Below are 16,553 nucleotides of genomic sequence, written 5' to 3'. Positions count from 1 at the left end.
TTTGTAAGTTAATCGAAACGTTAAAATTAAATCGAATAAAAACCGTAGTCGCAACATCTTCGATTAAAGAAAAGACGGCGGCAATTTTTGAACAATATCAGTTATCTCCGTTATTTGATGTTATAGTTACAGGAGATCAAGTAGAGAAAGTAAAACCAGACCCAGCATTATACTTAGAAGCACAAAAAAGATTAGATATGCCAAGCCAATCATTACTTGTACTGGAAGACTCAGTTACTGGTGCAAGCGCGGCAAATTCTGCTGGATTACCTTTTATTATTATTCCCGATAATAGCTCAAATTCTACAATCAAAATACCGGATAATTTTAAATATATGATAACTGTACTAGATAGTCTAGAAAGTGTAGAAAAATGGTTATACAGGAATAAGTGCTTTGATTTTTAAAACAGAACTAAAAAGCCGAATTTTACTTTTCATTTGATAAAATAAGGGGCCTCTTAAGACTTTGTATTTAACAACATAGTTTTTAGAGGTTTTTTCTTTTTTTGATTGAGCACTTTTTGTTGATGTAATATTGCACTATCTGTGGCTTAAAATTCATTACAATTTGACTAGTTTTGCACTAATACAGGTGCAATAACTTTGTATTGTGAGAAGAAACACTAAGATGTATATTAAATTTGTAAGGAGATAGAAGTGATATGGAGCTTTCTAGACGAAGTATTAAGATCATTCTAAAATTGTTAGAATCTGAATCTGCTATAACGACAAGGGAGTTAGCTGAGATATTTAATGTTAGCGTTAGAACAATTAAATATGATTTATCAGATATTCGTGAATGGTTAAAAACAAAAAATATAAAGTTGTATTCTCAAAGGAATAAAGGAATTTGGTTTGATTTATCTGATGTAGAAAAAATGACTTTAAAAAATGAACTACTTGTAACACAAAGCTTTGATGTTTATCCAGATCAGTCGACTAGAGTTACAAGAATTACGATGCAATTACTTATGACAAACAAATTTTTGACAATTTATGATTTAGCCAATTCTTTATCTGTATCGAAAAATACGGTCGTTACTGATTTAGAAAAAGTAGACGAGCTTGTTGAAAGTTTTCAAGTAAAGCTTAACAGAAGTAGTGGATATGGTCTTTTTATACAAGGTAAGGAAGAGGATGTACGTTACTTAATAGAACATTTACTTCAAACAAATTTTACTGAATATGATATTTATAACATTATGAATCAATTAGTTAATCCTAATGATGAAAGGATAAGCTCAATTAATTTAGGAAAAGATAATCTATTCCAATCAACTTATACTCAAGTGATAGAAGAACTATCTTTATTACTTAATCCTACTTTATTAGATCAATTTAATTACACTGAGTTACTATCTATTTCGTTACGCACGACCATATCTGTTTGTCGTCTAAGATTACACCAGCCTATTTATTCTTTAAAACTTTTAAATAATCAAAATCAATTAATTGAAAAAAATGATATTCCATTTTTAATTATGGAAAAAATTTTTGAAAAGTACGACTTACCTTTATTAGAAGAAGAGTATAAATATATCGCAAGCAATTATACGAAAAAAGGACCTATACAGGATTCACTTGAATTAACGAATCGTTTGATTAAAGATGTCACAGAAGAAATTTCTATCCCTTTTACTAAAGATCATCAATTGTTGACTAATTTATTCGCCCATTTGTCTTTGCGATTAAGTAAGAAGTACCAGTTCATTAATGAATACAATCCCTTTGTTGAAGATATAAAAAAGAAATATCCAGAACTTTTTAATGCTGTGCTAGTGGCTTGCCGTCGAGAAATAGTTAATTTAGGCATCAGAATAGATGATTCTTTTGTTGCTTATATAACGCTTCACTTTTTAGTTTCTCTTGAACAACAAGAACAGGAAGTTATCCGTGTAGTATACGTATGTTCTACGGGCTTAGGGGTGACTAACCTTATACAACAACGTATATATGAAGAAGTTGGTAATGTGGAAATTACAGGTTTTGCTTCAGTTCTAAATGCAGATGAAGTAATTAAAGAAAAAAAGCCGGATCTTGTGATTAGTATTTTTCCAATTGAAAGCGCTACTCACCCAGTAATTAAAGTGAATGCTATTCCTTCAAAAGATGATATACAAAAAATTAAAAATACTGTTGATCATTTATTAACCAACGAAGATGGTGTTTTTGAGAATCAATTAAAACAAACAAGGATAAAAAAAGAGCTGAAGAATAGTGAAGAATTTAGCCAGGATTTGATTGTAAAAGGCTATACTATTTATGAAGGTTTATTGCATATTTTTAATGGTGTAATAAAAAATGATTATTCAGATGCTTTTTTGCTACATGTATTTTTAATGGTTCATCGTATAACTTTTGATGGGCAGTACGATCCTGTTGGAAATGTAGATAAAGATATCTTGATTAATAATAAGCAGCTTCTATTGGAAGTTGAACAACTTTTTGCAGAAAATGATTTATCTGTTAATGATGCTGAATTAACGGCGTTATTTCAATATATAGAGCTTTAAGTAAATGGAGGAGAAAATGGAAATAAGTCAAGAAGCGAAGGAAATAATTGAAAACAGTTCTTATCAGAATGAGTTAAAAAAAATAATAGAGTATACCAATGGTCAATTAAAAATTAATAGTATAGAACTTAATGCAGTTCAATGGACTGTTCTTATTAATCACTTGAAAGAAATGATTGATAGGAAAAAAGAAGGAGGGAGCATACCAGATGTTGACCCAACAATGTTTTCTGAAGTTTCATCAAACTCATTAACTATTGCTGATAATATAGTTAAAAATATAGGTAATTTAAGTGAAGATGAAAAATATATTTTATCCATTCACTTTGAAGCAGCAAAAACAAATAATTAATAAATTGGAGGAAAAAATTATGGTAAAAGTAGTTATTGCAGATCGTATGGGTAAAGGTCAGAACGTAGCAAAAGGGGTAGAAAAGGCTGGAGGAACAGCAGTTGTTGTTCCTGGCATGGGGGCGGATATGAGATTAGGCGACGTAATGCACGAAGAAAACGCAGATATCGGAATCTCTTTTTGTGGTAGTGGGGGTGCAGGTGCTATCACTGCATCTAATAAGTATGGTTATCCAGCTCGTCATGGGATGCGTTCCATCGATGAAGGAGTTACTGCTATTAATGAAGGAAAAACTGTTTTAGGCTTTGGTTTCTTAGATCAAGAAGAGCTAGGAAAGCGAATCGTTGAGGCATATTTGAAAAAATATGGTAGCCAATAGACATTTGAGGAGGAGGTCTAATAGTGAGCGTTTTAGAGAAAAAGAAAACGGCTATTACTGTAACTGGTAAAGGAAAAAATAAAAAAGAAGTTTTTGCAGATGCTTTGAGTAGCGTACAAAAACAAGTTACGAAATATGCAGACAATGTACCCGTAAGAATTGAACCAGATACAATCACTATACTCTCTGCAGAGGAGAAGACTTTTACGGAGCGATTTTTATTTTTCTTTTTTCCTAGAAAAAGATCAGAATATAAACTAAAGTTAAAAATTGATGTAGAAATATCAAGTATTGATGTAGATAAAGTGGACTTTAGAGAAATAGATGACACAAAGCCAAAGTTATTTAAATCTATTTTTGCTAAAAGATTAAGAGAATAGAGGAGAAAGAAAATGGAGTTTGTTACGATATTAATAAAGTCATTAATTATTGGTGGGTTGTTGGGCTTTTCTGCCGGAGTAGGGGCGGCGAGGATGTTTCATGCACCAAATACTCAAGCTCTTGGAGCGTTTCGTACACTCGGAGAAATGAACGCTTGTCAAGGAGATCCAGCTTCTCACTTTTCATTTGGCCTAGGTTTTTTCTTTAATGCATGGGCTTCAGCAGTAGGAGCTGGTGCATTTACACAAGATGTCACTCATCGGGTTGTTCCGAACTGGGCTGCTGCTGCCTTGCTATACAAAAATAAAGATGTAAGTCAAACAATGCAAGATCCTAAAAAGATGGGAATTGCTGGAACAATTATTGGAATGATTGTCGTTGCTTTTTTAAACAGTACTGCTGCAGCTATTCCTGAAGCATTACAAGTTACGGCGGTCGCTGTATTAGTACCAGCGGCTACAATATTAATTGATACAGTGATGCCTATTATTTTCTGGCTGGCAGCAATTGATGCTGGAAGACGTACTGGTTTTTGGGGAACTTTATTTGGTGCATTTGCTCAAATGATTATGGGAAATGCGGTTCCTGGTGTTGTTTTAGGAATACTAGTAGGAAAAGGTGTAGATGACCAAGGCTGGTCCAGAATTACGAGGATAATTTTATTTGCTGCGATTTTACTATTTGTGTTAAGTGGTTTCTTCCGTGGATTTGATTTGGAATTACTAGAAAGCTTTAAGTTGTCAGTTCCTGATTGGTTGGATAATGTACATCAACTTATCAAAACAGAGTAAAGGAGACTAAAAAATGGAAGATATAGCAGAAGAGAAGAAAGCAAAGAGCTTTTGGTTTGCAGATTGGTCTTTTCCTCTCATAGTGGGAATTATGTCTGCTGCAATTTTTACCGGTACTTATATGTATATCCAATACAATGTAGGAGCTTTTAACGAAGTCGCTATTGTCGCTATGTTAAAAGCAGGATTAGATGGTGGGTCTTATGGAGCGGCTGCCGCTTTTGGTGCGAGTTTTTTATTTGCTAGAATTCTTGAAGGCTCACTCGTTGGAATCCTTGACTTGGGCGGTTCAATTCTGACTGGGTTAGGGATTGGGATTCCAGCTATTTTGCTAAGTGTAGGTATTACTGCACCGCTTAATAATTTTGGTTTAGCGCTTCTTACAGGAGGAATATTAGGTCTACTTATTGGCGGAATTATTGTATTGATCCGCAAATTCACTATTAACCAATCCAGTTCTACTTTTGGAGCTGACATTATGATGGGAGCAGGAAATTCCTCTGGTCGCTTCCTTGGTCCTCTGATTGTTTTGAGCGCAGCGCAAGCCTCAATTCCGATTGGCATAGGTGCGACAATAGGTGCGCTGATTTTTTATAAATTTGAAAGACCGATCGCAGGAGGGGCCATTCTCGGCGCAATGGTTTTAGGAGCAATTTTCCCAGTGTCAGTCTAGTAAAAATAGATAACATTGAATAGAAAGGTCGTAAAATCAATATGGAAGAAATAGTTTTAAAAGGTGGAAAACTAATTACAGGTGAAAGCTGTGATATTGCCTTTAAAGATAGTAAGATAACGCAGGTGGCTCCTTCAATTGATACAAGTGACAAAAAAGTGATTGATATTACTGGAAAATTTGTATCTGCGGGTTGGATCGATGATCATGTTCACTGTTTTGAAAAAATGAACTTATATTATGACTTTCCTGATCAAGTAGGTGTGGAAAAAGGTGTGACAACGGTTATTGATGCTGGAACAACGGGGGCAGAAAATATACAAAGTTTTTATCAATTGGCAAAGAAGGTAAAAACGAACGTTTTCGCGATGGTAAATATCTCAAAAACAGGCATCGTTGCACAAGATGAATTAGCTGATCTATCAAATGTTGAGCAAGGACTTGTGTCAAAAGTTATTCAAGATCTCCCTGAATTTGTGGTAGGAATTAAGGCACGGATGAGTAAAACCGTAGTAGGTAAGAATGGTGTTACGCCCTTGGAATTGGCAAAGCAAATACAAGAAGAAAACCAAGGCATTCCGTTAATGGTTCATATCGGTTCAGCTCCTCCTGAATTAAGTGAAACATTATCTTTAATGGAAAAAGGAGATGTCTTAACCCATTGTTTTAATGGGAAAAGTAACGGTATCCTAGATCAGGACACAAGCAAGATCAAAGATTTCGCTCACAAAGCTTATGATAAAGGTGTTGTTTTTGACATTGGTCATGGAACCGATAGTTTTAACTTTAAAGTAGCCGAAGTTGCTTTGCAAGAAGGCATCAAAGCGAATTCTATCAGTACGGATATTTATATTCGTAATCGCAAGAATGGTCCTGTTTATGATTTGGCTACGACTTTAGAAAAATTGCATGTGGTTGGCTATTCTTGGCCAGAAATTATTGAAAAAATTACTGTTGCTCCAGCAAAAAATTTCAAGCTTTCCACCAAAGGAAAATTAGAAAAAGACTATGATGCAGATATTACCGTTTTTGATTTTGTCTCAGAAGAAAAAGTCTTAACAGATTCAAATGGTTTTACTAGAAATACAAATGAGCAGATTAAACCAGTAAAGACAATTATTGGAGGACAAGTTTATGACAATTAGCTATGAAAAGTTTGGGCTAAAAGAAGTGATTAATGCCTCTGGAAAGATGACAGTCTTAGGCGTTTCTAAAGTTTCAGATTCTGTATTGGAAGCCCAACGCTTTGGCGGGCAACATTTCTTTGAAATGGATGATCTAAGTAGACAAACGGGAAAATATTTAGCAGATTTATTAGCGGTGGAAGATGCGCATATCGTATCTTCAGCTTCGGCAGGTATTGCACAATCTGTGGCTGCGACCATTGGACAAGGGGAGGTTTATCATGCTTACCACCCTTATACAGAAAAAATAAGTCAGCGTGAAATTATTTTGCCTAAAGGACATAATGTGGATTATGGGACTCCGGTAGAAGTGATGGTTTCTCAAGGCGGAGGAAAAGTGGTTGAAGCTGGCTATGCCAATATGTGTGCACCCGAGCATCTTGACATGATGGTTACAGAAAATACAGCAGCTATTTTATATATCAAAAGTCATCATACGGTGCAAAAAAGTATGCTTTCGGTAGAAGAAGCAGCGAAAGTAGCAAAACAAAATGATGTGCCTTTAATTGTCGATGCGGCAGCTGAAGAAGATCTGTTTAAATATATAAAAGCTGGAGCCAACCTTGTCATTTATTCCGGAGCCAAGGCAATCGAAGGACCTAGTGCGGGTTTGGTTGTTGGGGCTAAAAAATACATTGAGTGGGTTCGTTTGCAAGGAAAAGGCATCGGACGCGCTATGAAAATCGGTAAAGATAATATTTTAGGCTTTACTCAAGCTGTGGAAGATTATTTGAGAAACGGTAGCGAAGATGGGGATTCTATGCAAGCGCGTTTACAACCTTTCGTTACTGCACTCAATAAGATTCAAAACTTGGACGCAAAGATTGTGCAAGACGGGGCAGGTAGGGATATCTATCGAGCCAGTGTCAAAGTCAGCGGGGATAAAGAGGCCAAGCAAGTGATTGCGGAATTAAAAGCGCAAAACCCTGCCGTTTATACAAGAGAATATCAAGCTAATAATGGCATTATTGAATTTGATATTCGTTCTGTTAACGAAGAAGAAATGAAAAAAATTGTTCAAAGATTAAAACAAATCATGGAAGAAGGAGATTAATGTTGGCTTTAGTTCCTAATTATTTAGAAGATCGTCTCTGTTTAAATGTGTTAGCAAATTCCGTGGAGAATGCTAAAGATTGTTATGAAGCAGCAGAAGGGCACGTATTATTAGGTGTATTATCTAAAAATTATAATAGTGATGCCTTTGCGATTGAAGCGATGAAAAAATACCAAGAAGCAACAAATAACGCTTTATCCGTGGGGTTGGGCGCAGGTGATCCGAATCAAAGTGCCATGGTTTCTCGTATCTCGGCTAAATTACAACCGCAACATGTGAACCAAGTATTTACCGGAGCGGGGACTTCCCGCGCACTATTGGGTCAAAGTGAAACAATCGTGAATGCGCTGGTTTCTCCGACAGGTAAAGTAGGTTATGTGGATATCGCCACAGGTCCTTTAAGTTCTCAACAACAAGCCGCAGAAGTTCCTGTAGATACTGCCATTGCTTTGCTCAAAGATATGGGCGCAAGTTCGTTGAAATACTTTCCTATGAAAGGTTTAACCCATAAAGAAGAATATATCGAAGTAGCGCAAGCTTGTGCCAGAAATGATTTTTATCTAGAACCCACTGGCGGAATTGATTTAAGCAATTTTGAGGAGATTGTTCAAATTGCCATTGATGCTGGCGTACAAAAAGTTATCCCGCATGTATACAGTTCGATTATTGATAAAGCAAGCGGTGATACAAGACCTGGTGATGTAAAGCAACTTCTTGGTATGATGAAGAGTGCCTTGGTTAAAGAATAAACATATAATCATTTAAACTATACATTTTAAACATATAAAATAGATATATTCTATCTATTTTATATGTTTTATTTTTTTGCTTTTGGAAATTAGTCTAATTTTTTACCACCTCCTGCAAAAAAAGATTGTCTTAATTTTTTCACATACTTTCCTATAATGAAAACGTAATCAAAAAGTAGGGAGTGAAGGATATGTCAGATTGGTTAAACATTGAAGGAAAAACAGTGATTGTTACAGGAGGTTCTTCCGGGATAGGAAAAAGCATCGTTGAAAGTTTACTTGAGCAAAATGTAAATGTGGCAAATTTTGATCTTACAGATGCATCTTTAGAGGATGAACGTTTATTGTTTGTGAAAGCGGATGTTACTTCTAGACAAGAGGTTGAAGCAGGTGTAACAAAAGTAATGGAGCACTTTGGAACAATCGATGGATTGGTTAATAATGCTGGCATCAACATACCTAGGCTATTGGTTGATAAAAATGATCCTCATGGGGAATATGAATTGTCAGAAGAGACTTTTGATAAAATTTTTGCCGTAAATCAAAAAGGATTGTTTTTGATGAGTCAAGCTGTTGGACGTATTTTAGTCGAAAAAGAAGCTGGCGTTATTATTAATATGTCTTCTGAATCTGGCTTAGAAGGCTCCGAGGGTCAAAGCCCATACGCAGCTACAAAAGCTGCAGTCAATAGTTACACACGTTCATGGGCTAAAGAACTAGGTAAATTTAACGTTCGTGTTGTCGGAATTGCGCCAGGAATTATGGAAGAAACAGGACTGAGAACCTTGGCTTATGAAGAAGCACTGGCTTACACAAGAGGAATTACGGTTGAAAAATTGCGAGAAGGATATTCAAAAACAAGTACGATTCCTTTAGGACGTAGTGGTAAATTATACGAGGTAGCGGATTTAGTTAGTTACTATTTATCAGATCGCTCAAGTTACATTACGGGCGTTACAACAAACGTAGCTGGAGGTAAAACAAGAGGCTAGAATTGGAGGGTAAAGATGGCTGTAGTGAATCGCTGGTACCAGATTCTACAATTGTTAGTTACCCATAAACAGATGACGATGACAGAATTGGAACAAAAATTACTGATTAGCCGACAAACAATACGAAACAGCATAGAGTCTTTAAATGAAGAACTAAAGGGCACTGCTGAAATTGTACAAAAGAATACTACGTACCAATTAACTATCAATGATTTTGAGTGCTTTGATGAAATCATGGTAGACGGTCTGAAAAAAACACGAGATTTCAATTCAGTAAATAAACGAATTTCATTTATAATTAAACGTTTAATTGATTCGAATGATTTTATCTCTATGGATGAATTATCTGATGAATTAGGTGTTAGCCGTAGTACAGCATCAAATGATATTAAAGAAATGAAACAAATGGTAAATAAATTTAATGTAAAAGTTCGTGGAACACCTAATAGAGGAATGCGTATATATGGTAATGAGTTTGATTTGCGTTTGCTTTATATTTACCATGTGCAAGATTATTTTCCGGATCAATTTTTGCAAACTGAAACTTATCAGCTGATAGATCAAATTACTGAAAGAGGTTCGGTTTCAAAAATATACGCTTCTCTTTTAGAAAAAACCATCTCAACAGTGATAAAAAGGTTGCAAAATCATCATTTATTAGAAACAATTCCAGACGATTACATGAACTTTACAAAGAGTCATGAAGCTATTGAGGCTTTAATGTATCATCTTGAATTAGATTATGAAATCACATTAAGTCAATATGAACGAGATTTTATTTGTTTTCCGTTAAGTCTTAGTTCTAATCAATTAAAAACAAAAGACGCGATCAACGAAGCAGAATTGCAAGCGCTCTTTAGACAGATGATGGCCCATATCCATCAAATTTTGGTTGTCGATTTAGACGAAGACAGGCTTTTTATCGATATGAAATATCATTTAATGTATTTGGTTAACCGTTTATTATTTCGTTTTGAAATCCAAGATTTATTTTATGGAGAAATTGAAAAACAGTACCCTTTTGCCTATGAATTAGCAAAGGTAGGGCTCGCTAGACTGGAATATAAATTAAATCGAAAGGCTTTACCAGTAGAAATTAGTTACTTAGCTTTGTACTTTGAATTAGCTATACGTAAACAAACAGATACAGCCATACAAAAAGAAATTGCTATCGTCTGTAGTACAGGGAAAGGAACGGCATTGATTATTCAAAGTCAAATTGAAAAAGTTGTAGGTTCTGATATTAAGATTACTCATTATTCTGAAGAAGAATATAAAAAGCAGGACCTTAATCAATACTTTGCCATATTTTCGACTATTCCTTTAAAAAATATTGATCAAAGCACTCCAGTTATTCAATTGTCCCATTTGTTCAATACAGAATGGTTAAGAGAAGAATGGGAACGTGTGAATGAAATTCGCTCTAAGAGTTTTGAAAATGTTATTTTTCGTTTTACTAAACTAGATTCTAAAGAAACGTATAATGAAAATTTAAAGCAAATGATTAAAGAATTGTCGCTAGAAAACATTATCGACTCACAATTCGAGCAACGTGTTTTTGAACGAGAGGACAAACATACAACCATTTACGAAGCGGGAGTCGCTTTTCCTCATACCATTAATAAAGAAAGTGACCAGATTATTCTATTTTTAGGAGTATTTCCTCAAAAAACGTTGAAGACATCAAACGAAGAGGTTGAATTAATCTTATTATTAGCAATTCCAGAAAGGCTATCAGAAAAAGATGAATCAGAACTATTAAAACTTTATGATTTTGTTTTTGCATTTACAACAAATAGGCAATTACGTAAAGAACTTCGTCAATTAGAAGATTTATCAGAATTAAAAGTTTGGATGGAAAGGAGGTTTTTGTCATGAGTTTTATTTATATTTTTGGTATTTTTGCGATAACTGCGTATCTTTTACAAGCTATTTTAGGTTTTCGACAAATCAAGCATTTTAATAATATCTATCAATCATTACGCAAAAAGGGAAAAGTAGCGATTGGTCGAAGAAAGGGGCGATTTAAAGCAGGTACGCTTGTTTTATTCGCAGTAACAGACGAAGGTAGAATTTTAGATGCTAAGAAGATGCAAGGAGTGACAGTTTTGGCCAAATTTCATTCCCTTCCTCAGTATTTAGGAGAAGATATTCACTATCTGGATATGTATAATCCTTTAGTTCGAAAGGAAAATAAGTTATTACGACAAGCTATGGAAAATGCTAGAGAAGTTTTTCTTAGAGTAGAAAGTGGCAATTACGAGGAAGAAAAACCACTATCTCCGCTAGGTGGCATGGTTAATCAGCTTCAATTATGGAAAAATCAAATGAAATTAAAATGGAAAAGGAGTGTGTAGTCATGAAATATGTTACAAATTTTGCCGAAGGATTTATGAATTTATTTGAAACAGGGGCAGACACTTTTATTGATTGGATGAGCAGTATTGTCCCGCTTGTTTTGATGTTATTGGTTGCTATGAATACGATTATTGCTTTTCTAGGAGAGGAGCGAGTGACCAAATTAGCCAGAGTATCTTCTAAAAATGTTGTCACCCGATATATGATTTTGCCTTTTATTTCGGCTTTTATGTTAGGAAATCCAATGTCATTTACTTTAGCTCGCTTTTTGCCTGAATACTACAAACCTAGTTACTTTGCCTCACAGGCACAATTTTGTCATACCAGCAATGGCGTGTTTCCTCATATTAACCCAGGAGAATTATTTATTTGGATGGGGATTGCTCAAGGAATTGAACAGTTAGGACTGAACACGATGGATTTAGCCATCCGCTATCTTCTAGTAGGACTGGTTATGAACTTCATTGGTGGGTGGGTGACTGATTATACCACTGCCTTTGTTTGCAAACAGCAAGGAATCACACTTAATAAAAAAGCGAGCACAGTTGCAGAATAAGGAGGGTCAAAAATGGCTTATCATAGTATAAAAGTAGTGAAAGGAAATGGTGGATATGGCGGACCATTAATTATCACACCTACTGAAGAAAAGCATAAGTTTATTTACGTTACTGGTGGGGGAGAAAAGCCAGCAATCGTTGATAAGATCGCTGAATTAACAGGCATGGAAGCTGTTAACGGTTTTAAAACTTCTATTCCAGATGAAGAGATTGCTTTAGCTATTATCGATTGCGGAGGCACTTTAAGATGTGGAATTTATCCTAAAAAAGGTATCCCGACTATTAATATCGTTGCTACTGGGAAAAGTGGTCCATTAGCTCAATATATTACTGAAGATATTTATGTATCAGCCGTGGGCAATAACCAAATTCAACTTGCCTCTGATGAAGAAACAGAAGCTACTACAGCAGCGGCAGAAAAAGAAGTTTCGGAAACGGAAAATCGTTCAGAAAATAAGTATGACACAAGCAAAAAAATTACTGAACAAAAAGCGGAACAACAAAGTTTTATTGCTAAAATAGGAATGGGTGCAGGAAAAGTAATTGCCACCTTTAATCAAGCAGCTCGAGACAGTGTACAAACAATGTTACATACTGTGATTCCTTTTATGGCCTTTGTCTCCTTACTAATTGGTATTATTCAAGGCTCTGGAATTGGAGATTGGATTGCGAAAGTTATGGCTCCTCTTGCCGGGAATGTGTTTGGTTTAATTCTTATGGGCTTTATCTGTTCGCTGCCGTTTTTATCTCCGCTATTAGGTCCTGGTGGTGTTATCGGTCAAGTAATTGGGACTTTAATTGGCGTAGAGATTGGAAAAGGCAATATCCCACCGCAATTTGCTTTGCCAGCGCTATTTGCAATTAATACGCAAAACGCAGCTGATTTTATTCCAGTTGGTTTAGGCTTAGAAGAGGCCGAATCTGAAACGGTTGAAGTAGGCGTACCTTCAGTATTATATTCCCGTTTCTTAAACGGAGTCCCACGCGTGATTGTTGCATGGTTAGCAAGTTTTGGTTTATATAGTTAAGTATTGAAATTTTAGGAGGAACTAGGAATGTCAGTATTTGAAACAGAAATTATCGCGGTTGGTCCAGAAGCAGGATTATTTAAAGATGAAAAAATGGTGATCTTATTTGGTAAAGATGCGCCTGACACGTTAAAAGATTATTGTTACAGCATAAAAATAAATTCAGTGGAAGGTTCGATAACCACTGATTCTACCTTAACAATGGGAGATACTTCTTATGAAGTTACAGCTGTGGGGGAAGTTGTTCAGAAAAATTTAGAGGACTTAGGTCATATTACCATTAAATTTGATGGCTCAACTTCTGCTGAATTACCGGGAACATTATATGTAGAAGAAAAGGAAATACCCGAGTTAACTATAGGGGCTTATATATCCATTCAATAAGAAAAAAGTCTGGACAACCTTTTGCCCAGACTTTAAAATTATAAGGAGAGAGATTCAATGAAATTTATGTTAGATACAGTCAACCTTGATAAAATTCGTTACTATCAATCTATTTTGCCTTTAGCGGGTGTAACTTCAAACCCTTCGATTATTAAAAAAGAAGGAAAAATTGATTTTTATGCGCATTTGAAAAAAATCAAAGAAATCATTGGCTCGGCAGATTTACATGTACAAGTCGTCGGTAAACTACAAGAAGAGATTGAAAAAGACGCACAAGATATTGTGGATCATTTGGGCAAAGAAACTTTTATAAAGATTCCAGTAAATGAAGAAGGTTTAGCGGCAATAAAATCATTAAAGAGTAAGGAATTTAAGGTCACTGCTACAGCAATTTATACGGAATTTCAAGCTTATTTAGCGATTGCTGCAGGGGCTGACTATTTGGCTCCTTATTATAATCGGATGGAAAATTTAAATATCAATGCGGCTGATGTGATCTATGCAATGGCCGAAGAAATCAAAAGGTCTTCTTCACCAACTGAAATATTGGCAGCAAGTTTTAAAAACGTCAATCAGGTGAATCAAGCTTGCAGGAACGGTGCACAAGCGATTACAGCAAGTCCCGATATTTTCGAGCAAGCTTTAACAATGCCTGCGATCCAAAAAGCTGTGACTGATTTTCATGATGACTGGCGAGAAACGTTTGCTACTGAAAAAATTTATGAACTTTAGGAGAAATTATGAATACTTTTATATTTGATATGGATGGCGTAATCGTTGATTCTGAGTATACTTATTTTAAATCAAAATCAGATATCCTTCATGAAGAAGGGCATGATGTTCCGGATAGTTATCACTATCAATTTATGGGGACAACGCCTGATTTTATGTGGCAAAGCATGAAAGATGAATTTCATTTGCCCAAAGCAGTAAATGAATATGTTATGGAAATGAATCGGCGTCGTGAAGAAATTATTCAAAAAGATGGTGTGCAGCTGATTGCCAATGTAAAAGATTTGATCAAGCGTTTATATCAAGCTGGTTTTAAATTAGGAGTAGCCTCTGCTTCGCGTAAAGAAGAAATCATTTATAATTTGAAGGAATTAGGATTGGACACTTATTTCAGCCAAGCTGTTAGTGCAGAAGAGGTGCCCCATTCCAAACCAGCGCCAGATGTTTTTTTACATACGGCAGATTTACTTGACGCTGCTTCTGATGATTGTGTCGTGATTGAAGATACGAAAAATGGATCACGAGCTGCTAAAGCTGCCGGCATGTATTGCATTGGGTTTGCCAATCCGGATTATCCAAAGCAAGATTTGTCTTGTGCAGATGAGATTGTAACAGACTTTCGCGAGATTGACGCGAAACAATTTCAATGAAAATAAATAGTAAAATAGCAATCTATCATCCAAAGGGCATTTTCGGATGATAGATTGCTATTTTTTATCAGAAAACGATCTGTAACTTAAATCATTACTTCGTGCTATTTTTTATTTCTTTAAAATTGAAAAATAGATTTAACGTAATGGCTGTTAAAGAACCAGCTAGGATGCCACTACCAAAAATATTTTGTACAACTGCAGGAAAGTTAGCATAAAAGTTAGGGTAGACAGAAGGTAACATACAAATACCAACGCTTAATCCGATAATCAACATATTTTGGTTTCCTTCAAAACTTACTTGTTTCAAAATATTAATGCCGCTGCCAATAATAATACCAAAAATCGCAAAGCCTAATCCACCTAATACTGGGTCTGGAATGGCTGAAATTAACGCAGAAAACTTTGGAATAAAACCGATGAAGACAAGCATAAAACCAGCAGTAGCGATTGCAAAACGACTTTTAACTTTGGACAGATCCAAAATACCGACGTTTTGCACAAAAGCTGTTGGTTGCACGCTGTTAAATAAACCTGATACGAATGTAGCGATTCCTAAAGATTGTAAGACGCGACGAAATTGGGATTTTGTCATCTTTTTATCGACAATATCATGAATCCCCATTGCTGTGCCCGAAATTTCAACCATCCCTAAAATGATGGCGATTAAAAAGGATAAGGTAGCGGGCATGTCGAATTTAGGAATTCCATAATGAAAAGGTAAATTTAAACCAAACCAAGGGGCTTCTTGTACTGGAGAAAAATCTACCATTCCTAGAGCTAAGGCTAAGAGTGTGCCAAAGACCAACGAAATAAGGATGGTTAAATTCCCTAATAAGCCTTTAAAGTACTTGCTGATAATGACATGAAAAACAAAAATTGCTAAAGCCATCAGCAAAGTTTTCGAATCTATACTTTCAGTTAAATCGTAAGCCTTGTCGCCCATTAACCAATGAAAGGTGTTGGGTAATAAAGAAACACCAAGTACGATTAAGTTTGTTCCAACCACAACAGGCGGGAAGAAGCGTTGGAGTTTAATCCAAAAGGGGGCAGCTAAAAAACAAAGAACCGCCACAATCATTGTTGAACCAGCAATAATTTGAAAGCCTGTTTCAATGTTAGGAGCGTCATTTAATGTTGTACTTGCGATCGGTACTACCGCAAAGTTTGCGCCCATGACCATCGGAATTCTTGGACTTGTTTTGGGGATAATATTCAGTGCCATTAATAAACTAGATAACCCAGCACCAAAAATGACGGCATTAATAAAAAAACGCGTTTGTTCTGGAGATAAGCCAACATTTGTGGCTATTAACAAGGGGACAGGGATAGCAGCTAAAACCGCAATCACTGTATGCTGCAGACCTAAAAGTAAGTTTTGTCTTAAGGGAAGTTTCTCATCCACTTCGGGTAACTGATCATTTTGATTCACGTATTCTCGCTCCTTTGTATAAAATTAGAAACAGTAGGAAATTGTGTTTTTAAGACTGCTGAAAAAGTGCTAAATCAATGTAAATTTCCTACTGTTATTTAAAAGACGAACTTCTGCCTTCATTTTATGTTTTATACCATTCAATTTTCAATAGAAATTCCAATTTAACTTGAAAATTTGCAAAGAATGTTTGTCTTTAAGGCGTTAACATTTTTATAAGGAACAAGTTATAAAAAAGAATCAAACATTTTCCTCTTATTGATAAGAAAGAAACTGTTTGATTCTAAAAAATATAAAAATTTTTTTCTGTGTGATACAACCCAGGAAATGCAAATTTATGTT

General features: G+C 35.4%; 19 protein-coding genes. 18 read left to right on the top strand and 1 reads right to left on the bottom strand.

Annotation, left to right across the window (positions count from 1 at the left end; translation table 11 throughout):
• The 18 genes from TS1_RS07975 to TS1_RS07890 all read left to right on the top strand — a co-directional run.
• A partial coding sequence (locus TS1_RS07975) for an HAD-IA family hydrolase (RefSeq protein ID WP_157061649.1) occupies positions 1-407 on the top strand: 407 nt, incomplete at its 5' end.
• Positions 408-664: 257 nt separating this feature from the next.
• Positions 665-2,515: a BglG family transcription antiterminator gene (locus TS1_RS07970; RefSeq protein WP_068709586.1), complete on the top strand. Its 1,851-nt coding sequence runs from the start codon at positions 665-667 to the stop codon at positions 2,513-2,515.
• A 16-nt stretch (positions 2,516-2,531) separates the two neighbouring features.
• The gene (locus TS1_RS07965; RefSeq protein WP_068709584.1) at positions 2,532-2,867 is read left to right on the top strand and encodes a PRD domain-containing protein; all 336 of its coding nucleotides are present in this window, start codon (positions 2,532-2,534) and stop codon (positions 2,865-2,867) included.
• Between the two features lie 19 nt (positions 2,868-2,886).
• Complete coding sequence (locus TS1_RS07960) at positions 2,887-3,246, top strand: glycine-rich SFCGS family protein (RefSeq protein ID WP_068709582.1); 360 nt, start codon at positions 2,887-2,889, stop codon at positions 3,244-3,246.
• A gap of 23 nt (positions 3,247-3,269) precedes the next feature.
• On the top strand, positions 3,270-3,626 hold the full coding sequence (locus TS1_RS07955; RefSeq protein ID WP_083498264.1) for a DUF4312 family protein: 357 nt from the start codon (positions 3,270-3,272) through the stop codon (positions 3,624-3,626).
• Positions 3,627-3,638: 12 nt separating this feature from the next.
• Positions 3,639-4,418, top strand: a complete 780-nt coding sequence (locus TS1_RS07950; protein WP_068709580.1) for a DUF4311 domain-containing protein — start codon at positions 3,639-3,641, stop codon at positions 4,416-4,418.
• 13 nt (positions 4,419-4,431) lie between these two features.
• The gene (locus TS1_RS07945) at positions 4,432-5,091 is read left to right on the top strand and encodes a DUF4310 family protein (protein ID WP_068709578.1); all 660 of its coding nucleotides are present in this window, start codon (positions 4,432-4,434) and stop codon (positions 5,089-5,091) included.
• Positions 5,092-5,132: 41 nt separating this feature from the next.
• A complete protein-coding gene (locus TS1_RS07940; protein WP_068709576.1) occupies positions 5,133-6,236 on the top strand; it encodes an amidohydrolase/deacetylase family metallohydrolase in 1,104 nt (367 codons plus the stop codon).
• Complete coding sequence (locus TS1_RS07935; RefSeq protein ID WP_068709574.1) at positions 6,226-7,329, top strand: DgaE family pyridoxal phosphate-dependent ammonia lyase; 1,104 nt, start codon at positions 6,226-6,228, stop codon at positions 7,327-7,329. Before TS1_RS07940 ends, TS1_RS07935 begins: the two co-directional genes overlap by 11 nt.
• Positions 7,330-7,331: 2 nt before the next feature.
• On the top strand, positions 7,332-8,078 hold the full coding sequence (gene dagF / locus TS1_RS07930) for a 2-dehydro-3-deoxy-phosphogluconate aldolase (protein WP_068709592.1): 747 nt from the start codon (positions 7,332-7,334) through the stop codon (positions 8,076-8,078).
• Positions 8,079-8,269: 191 nt separating this feature from the next.
• Positions 8,270-9,070 (top strand): SDR family oxidoreductase, encoded by an 801-nt coding sequence (locus TS1_RS07925; protein WP_068709572.1) that lies wholly within the window; start codon positions 8,270-8,272, stop codon positions 9,068-9,070.
• Positions 9,071-9,085: 15 nt separating this feature from the next.
• Positions 9,086-10,948, top strand: a complete 1,863-nt coding sequence (locus TS1_RS07920; RefSeq protein ID WP_068709570.1) for a BglG family transcription antiterminator — start codon at positions 9,086-9,088, stop codon at positions 10,946-10,948.
• Positions 10,945-11,427, top strand: coding sequence for a transcriptional regulator GutM (locus tag TS1_RS07915; RefSeq protein ID WP_068709568.1), 483 nt, complete (start codon positions 10,945-10,947; stop codon positions 11,425-11,427). Before TS1_RS07920 ends, TS1_RS07915 begins: the two co-directional genes overlap by 4 nt.
• A gap of 2 nt (positions 11,428-11,429) precedes the next feature.
• Positions 11,430-11,984: a PTS glucitol/sorbitol transporter subunit IIC gene (srlA, locus tag TS1_RS07910; protein WP_068709566.1), complete on the top strand. Its 555-nt coding sequence runs from the start codon at positions 11,430-11,432 to the stop codon at positions 11,982-11,984.
• A gap of 12 nt (positions 11,985-11,996) precedes the next feature.
• Positions 11,997-13,013: a PTS glucitol/sorbitol transporter subunit IIB gene (srlE, locus tag TS1_RS07905; protein WP_068709564.1), complete on the top strand. Its 1,017-nt coding sequence runs from the start codon at positions 11,997-11,999 to the stop codon at positions 13,011-13,013.
• Positions 13,014-13,040: 27 nt separating this feature from the next.
• Complete coding sequence (locus TS1_RS07900) at positions 13,041-13,397, top strand: PTS glucitol/sorbitol transporter subunit IIA (protein WP_068709562.1); 357 nt, start codon at positions 13,041-13,043, stop codon at positions 13,395-13,397.
• 57 nt (positions 13,398-13,454) lie between these two features.
• Positions 13,455-14,129 carry a fructose-6-phosphate aldolase gene (locus TS1_RS07895; RefSeq protein WP_068709560.1) on the top strand — a complete coding sequence of 225 codons (675 nt, stop codon included), beginning with the start codon at positions 13,455-13,457 and terminating at the stop codon, positions 14,127-14,129.
• 5 nt (positions 14,130-14,134) lie between these two features.
• Entirely contained in the window at positions 14,135-14,779 is a 645-nt protein-coding gene (locus TS1_RS07890) for an HAD family hydrolase (RefSeq protein ID WP_407701893.1), read from the top strand.
• A gap of 94 nt (positions 14,780-14,873) precedes the next feature.
• Here the strand turns inward: TS1_RS07890 and TS1_RS07885 are convergent, their stop codons facing one another.
• Positions 14,874-16,211: a uracil-xanthine permease family protein gene (locus TS1_RS07885; protein WP_068709556.1), complete on the bottom strand. Its 1,338-nt coding sequence runs from the start codon at positions 16,209-16,211 to the stop codon at positions 14,874-14,876.
• Positions 16,212-16,553: the final 342 nt, after the last annotated feature.

The organism is Tetragenococcus solitarius NBRC 100494 (assembly GCF_001544195.1).
In the GTDB taxonomy this organism is placed as follows: Bacteria; Bacillota; Bacilli; order Lactobacillales; family Enterococcaceae; genus Tetragenococcus; species Tetragenococcus solitarius.
Note: the sequence above shows the minus strand (reverse complement) of the source record. Positions and strands in the feature narration are given on the sequence as shown.

Coding starts and splice junctions, on each gene's coding strand:
- TS1_RS07900 (WP_068709562.1), top strand. CDS start 13,041: ATGTCAGTATTTGAAACAGAAATTATCGCGGTTGGTCCAGAAGCAGGA.
- TS1_RS07970 (WP_068709586.1), top strand. CDS start 665: ATGGAGCTTTCTAGACGAAGTATTAAGATCATTCTAAAATTGTTAGAA.
- TS1_RS07945 (WP_068709578.1), top strand. CDS start 4,432: ATGGAAGATATAGCAGAAGAGAAGAAAGCAAAGAGCTTTTGGTTTGCA.
- TS1_RS07920 (WP_068709570.1), top strand. CDS start 9,086: ATGGCTGTAGTGAATCGCTGGTACCAGATTCTACAATTGTTAGTTACC.
- TS1_RS07925 (WP_068709572.1), top strand. CDS start 8,270: ATGTCAGATTGGTTAAACATTGAAGGAAAAACAGTGATTGTTACAGGA.
- TS1_RS07895 (WP_068709560.1), top strand. CDS start 13,455: ATGAAATTTATGTTAGATACAGTCAACCTTGATAAAATTCGTTACTAT.
- TS1_RS07950 (WP_068709580.1), top strand. CDS start 3,639: ATGGAGTTTGTTACGATATTAATAAAGTCATTAATTATTGGTGGGTTG.
- TS1_RS07915 (WP_068709568.1), top strand. CDS start 10,945: ATGAGTTTTATTTATATTTTTGGTATTTTTGCGATAACTGCGTATCTT.
- TS1_RS07965 (WP_068709584.1), top strand. CDS start 2,532: ATGGAAATAAGTCAAGAAGCGAAGGAAATAATTGAAAACAGTTCTTAT.
- TS1_RS07940 (WP_068709576.1), top strand. CDS start 5,133: ATGGAAGAAATAGTTTTAAAAGGTGGAAAACTAATTACAGGTGAAAGC.
- srlA (WP_068709566.1), top strand. CDS start 11,430: ATGAAATATGTTACAAATTTTGCCGAAGGATTTATGAATTTATTTGAA.
- TS1_RS07935 (WP_068709574.1), top strand. CDS start 6,226: ATGACAATTAGCTATGAAAAGTTTGGGCTAAAAGAAGTGATTAATGCC.
- srlE (WP_068709564.1), top strand. CDS start 11,997: ATGGCTTATCATAGTATAAAAGTAGTGAAAGGAAATGGTGGATATGGC.
- TS1_RS07960 (WP_068709582.1), top strand. CDS start 2,887: ATGGTAAAAGTAGTTATTGCAGATCGTATGGGTAAAGGTCAGAACGTA.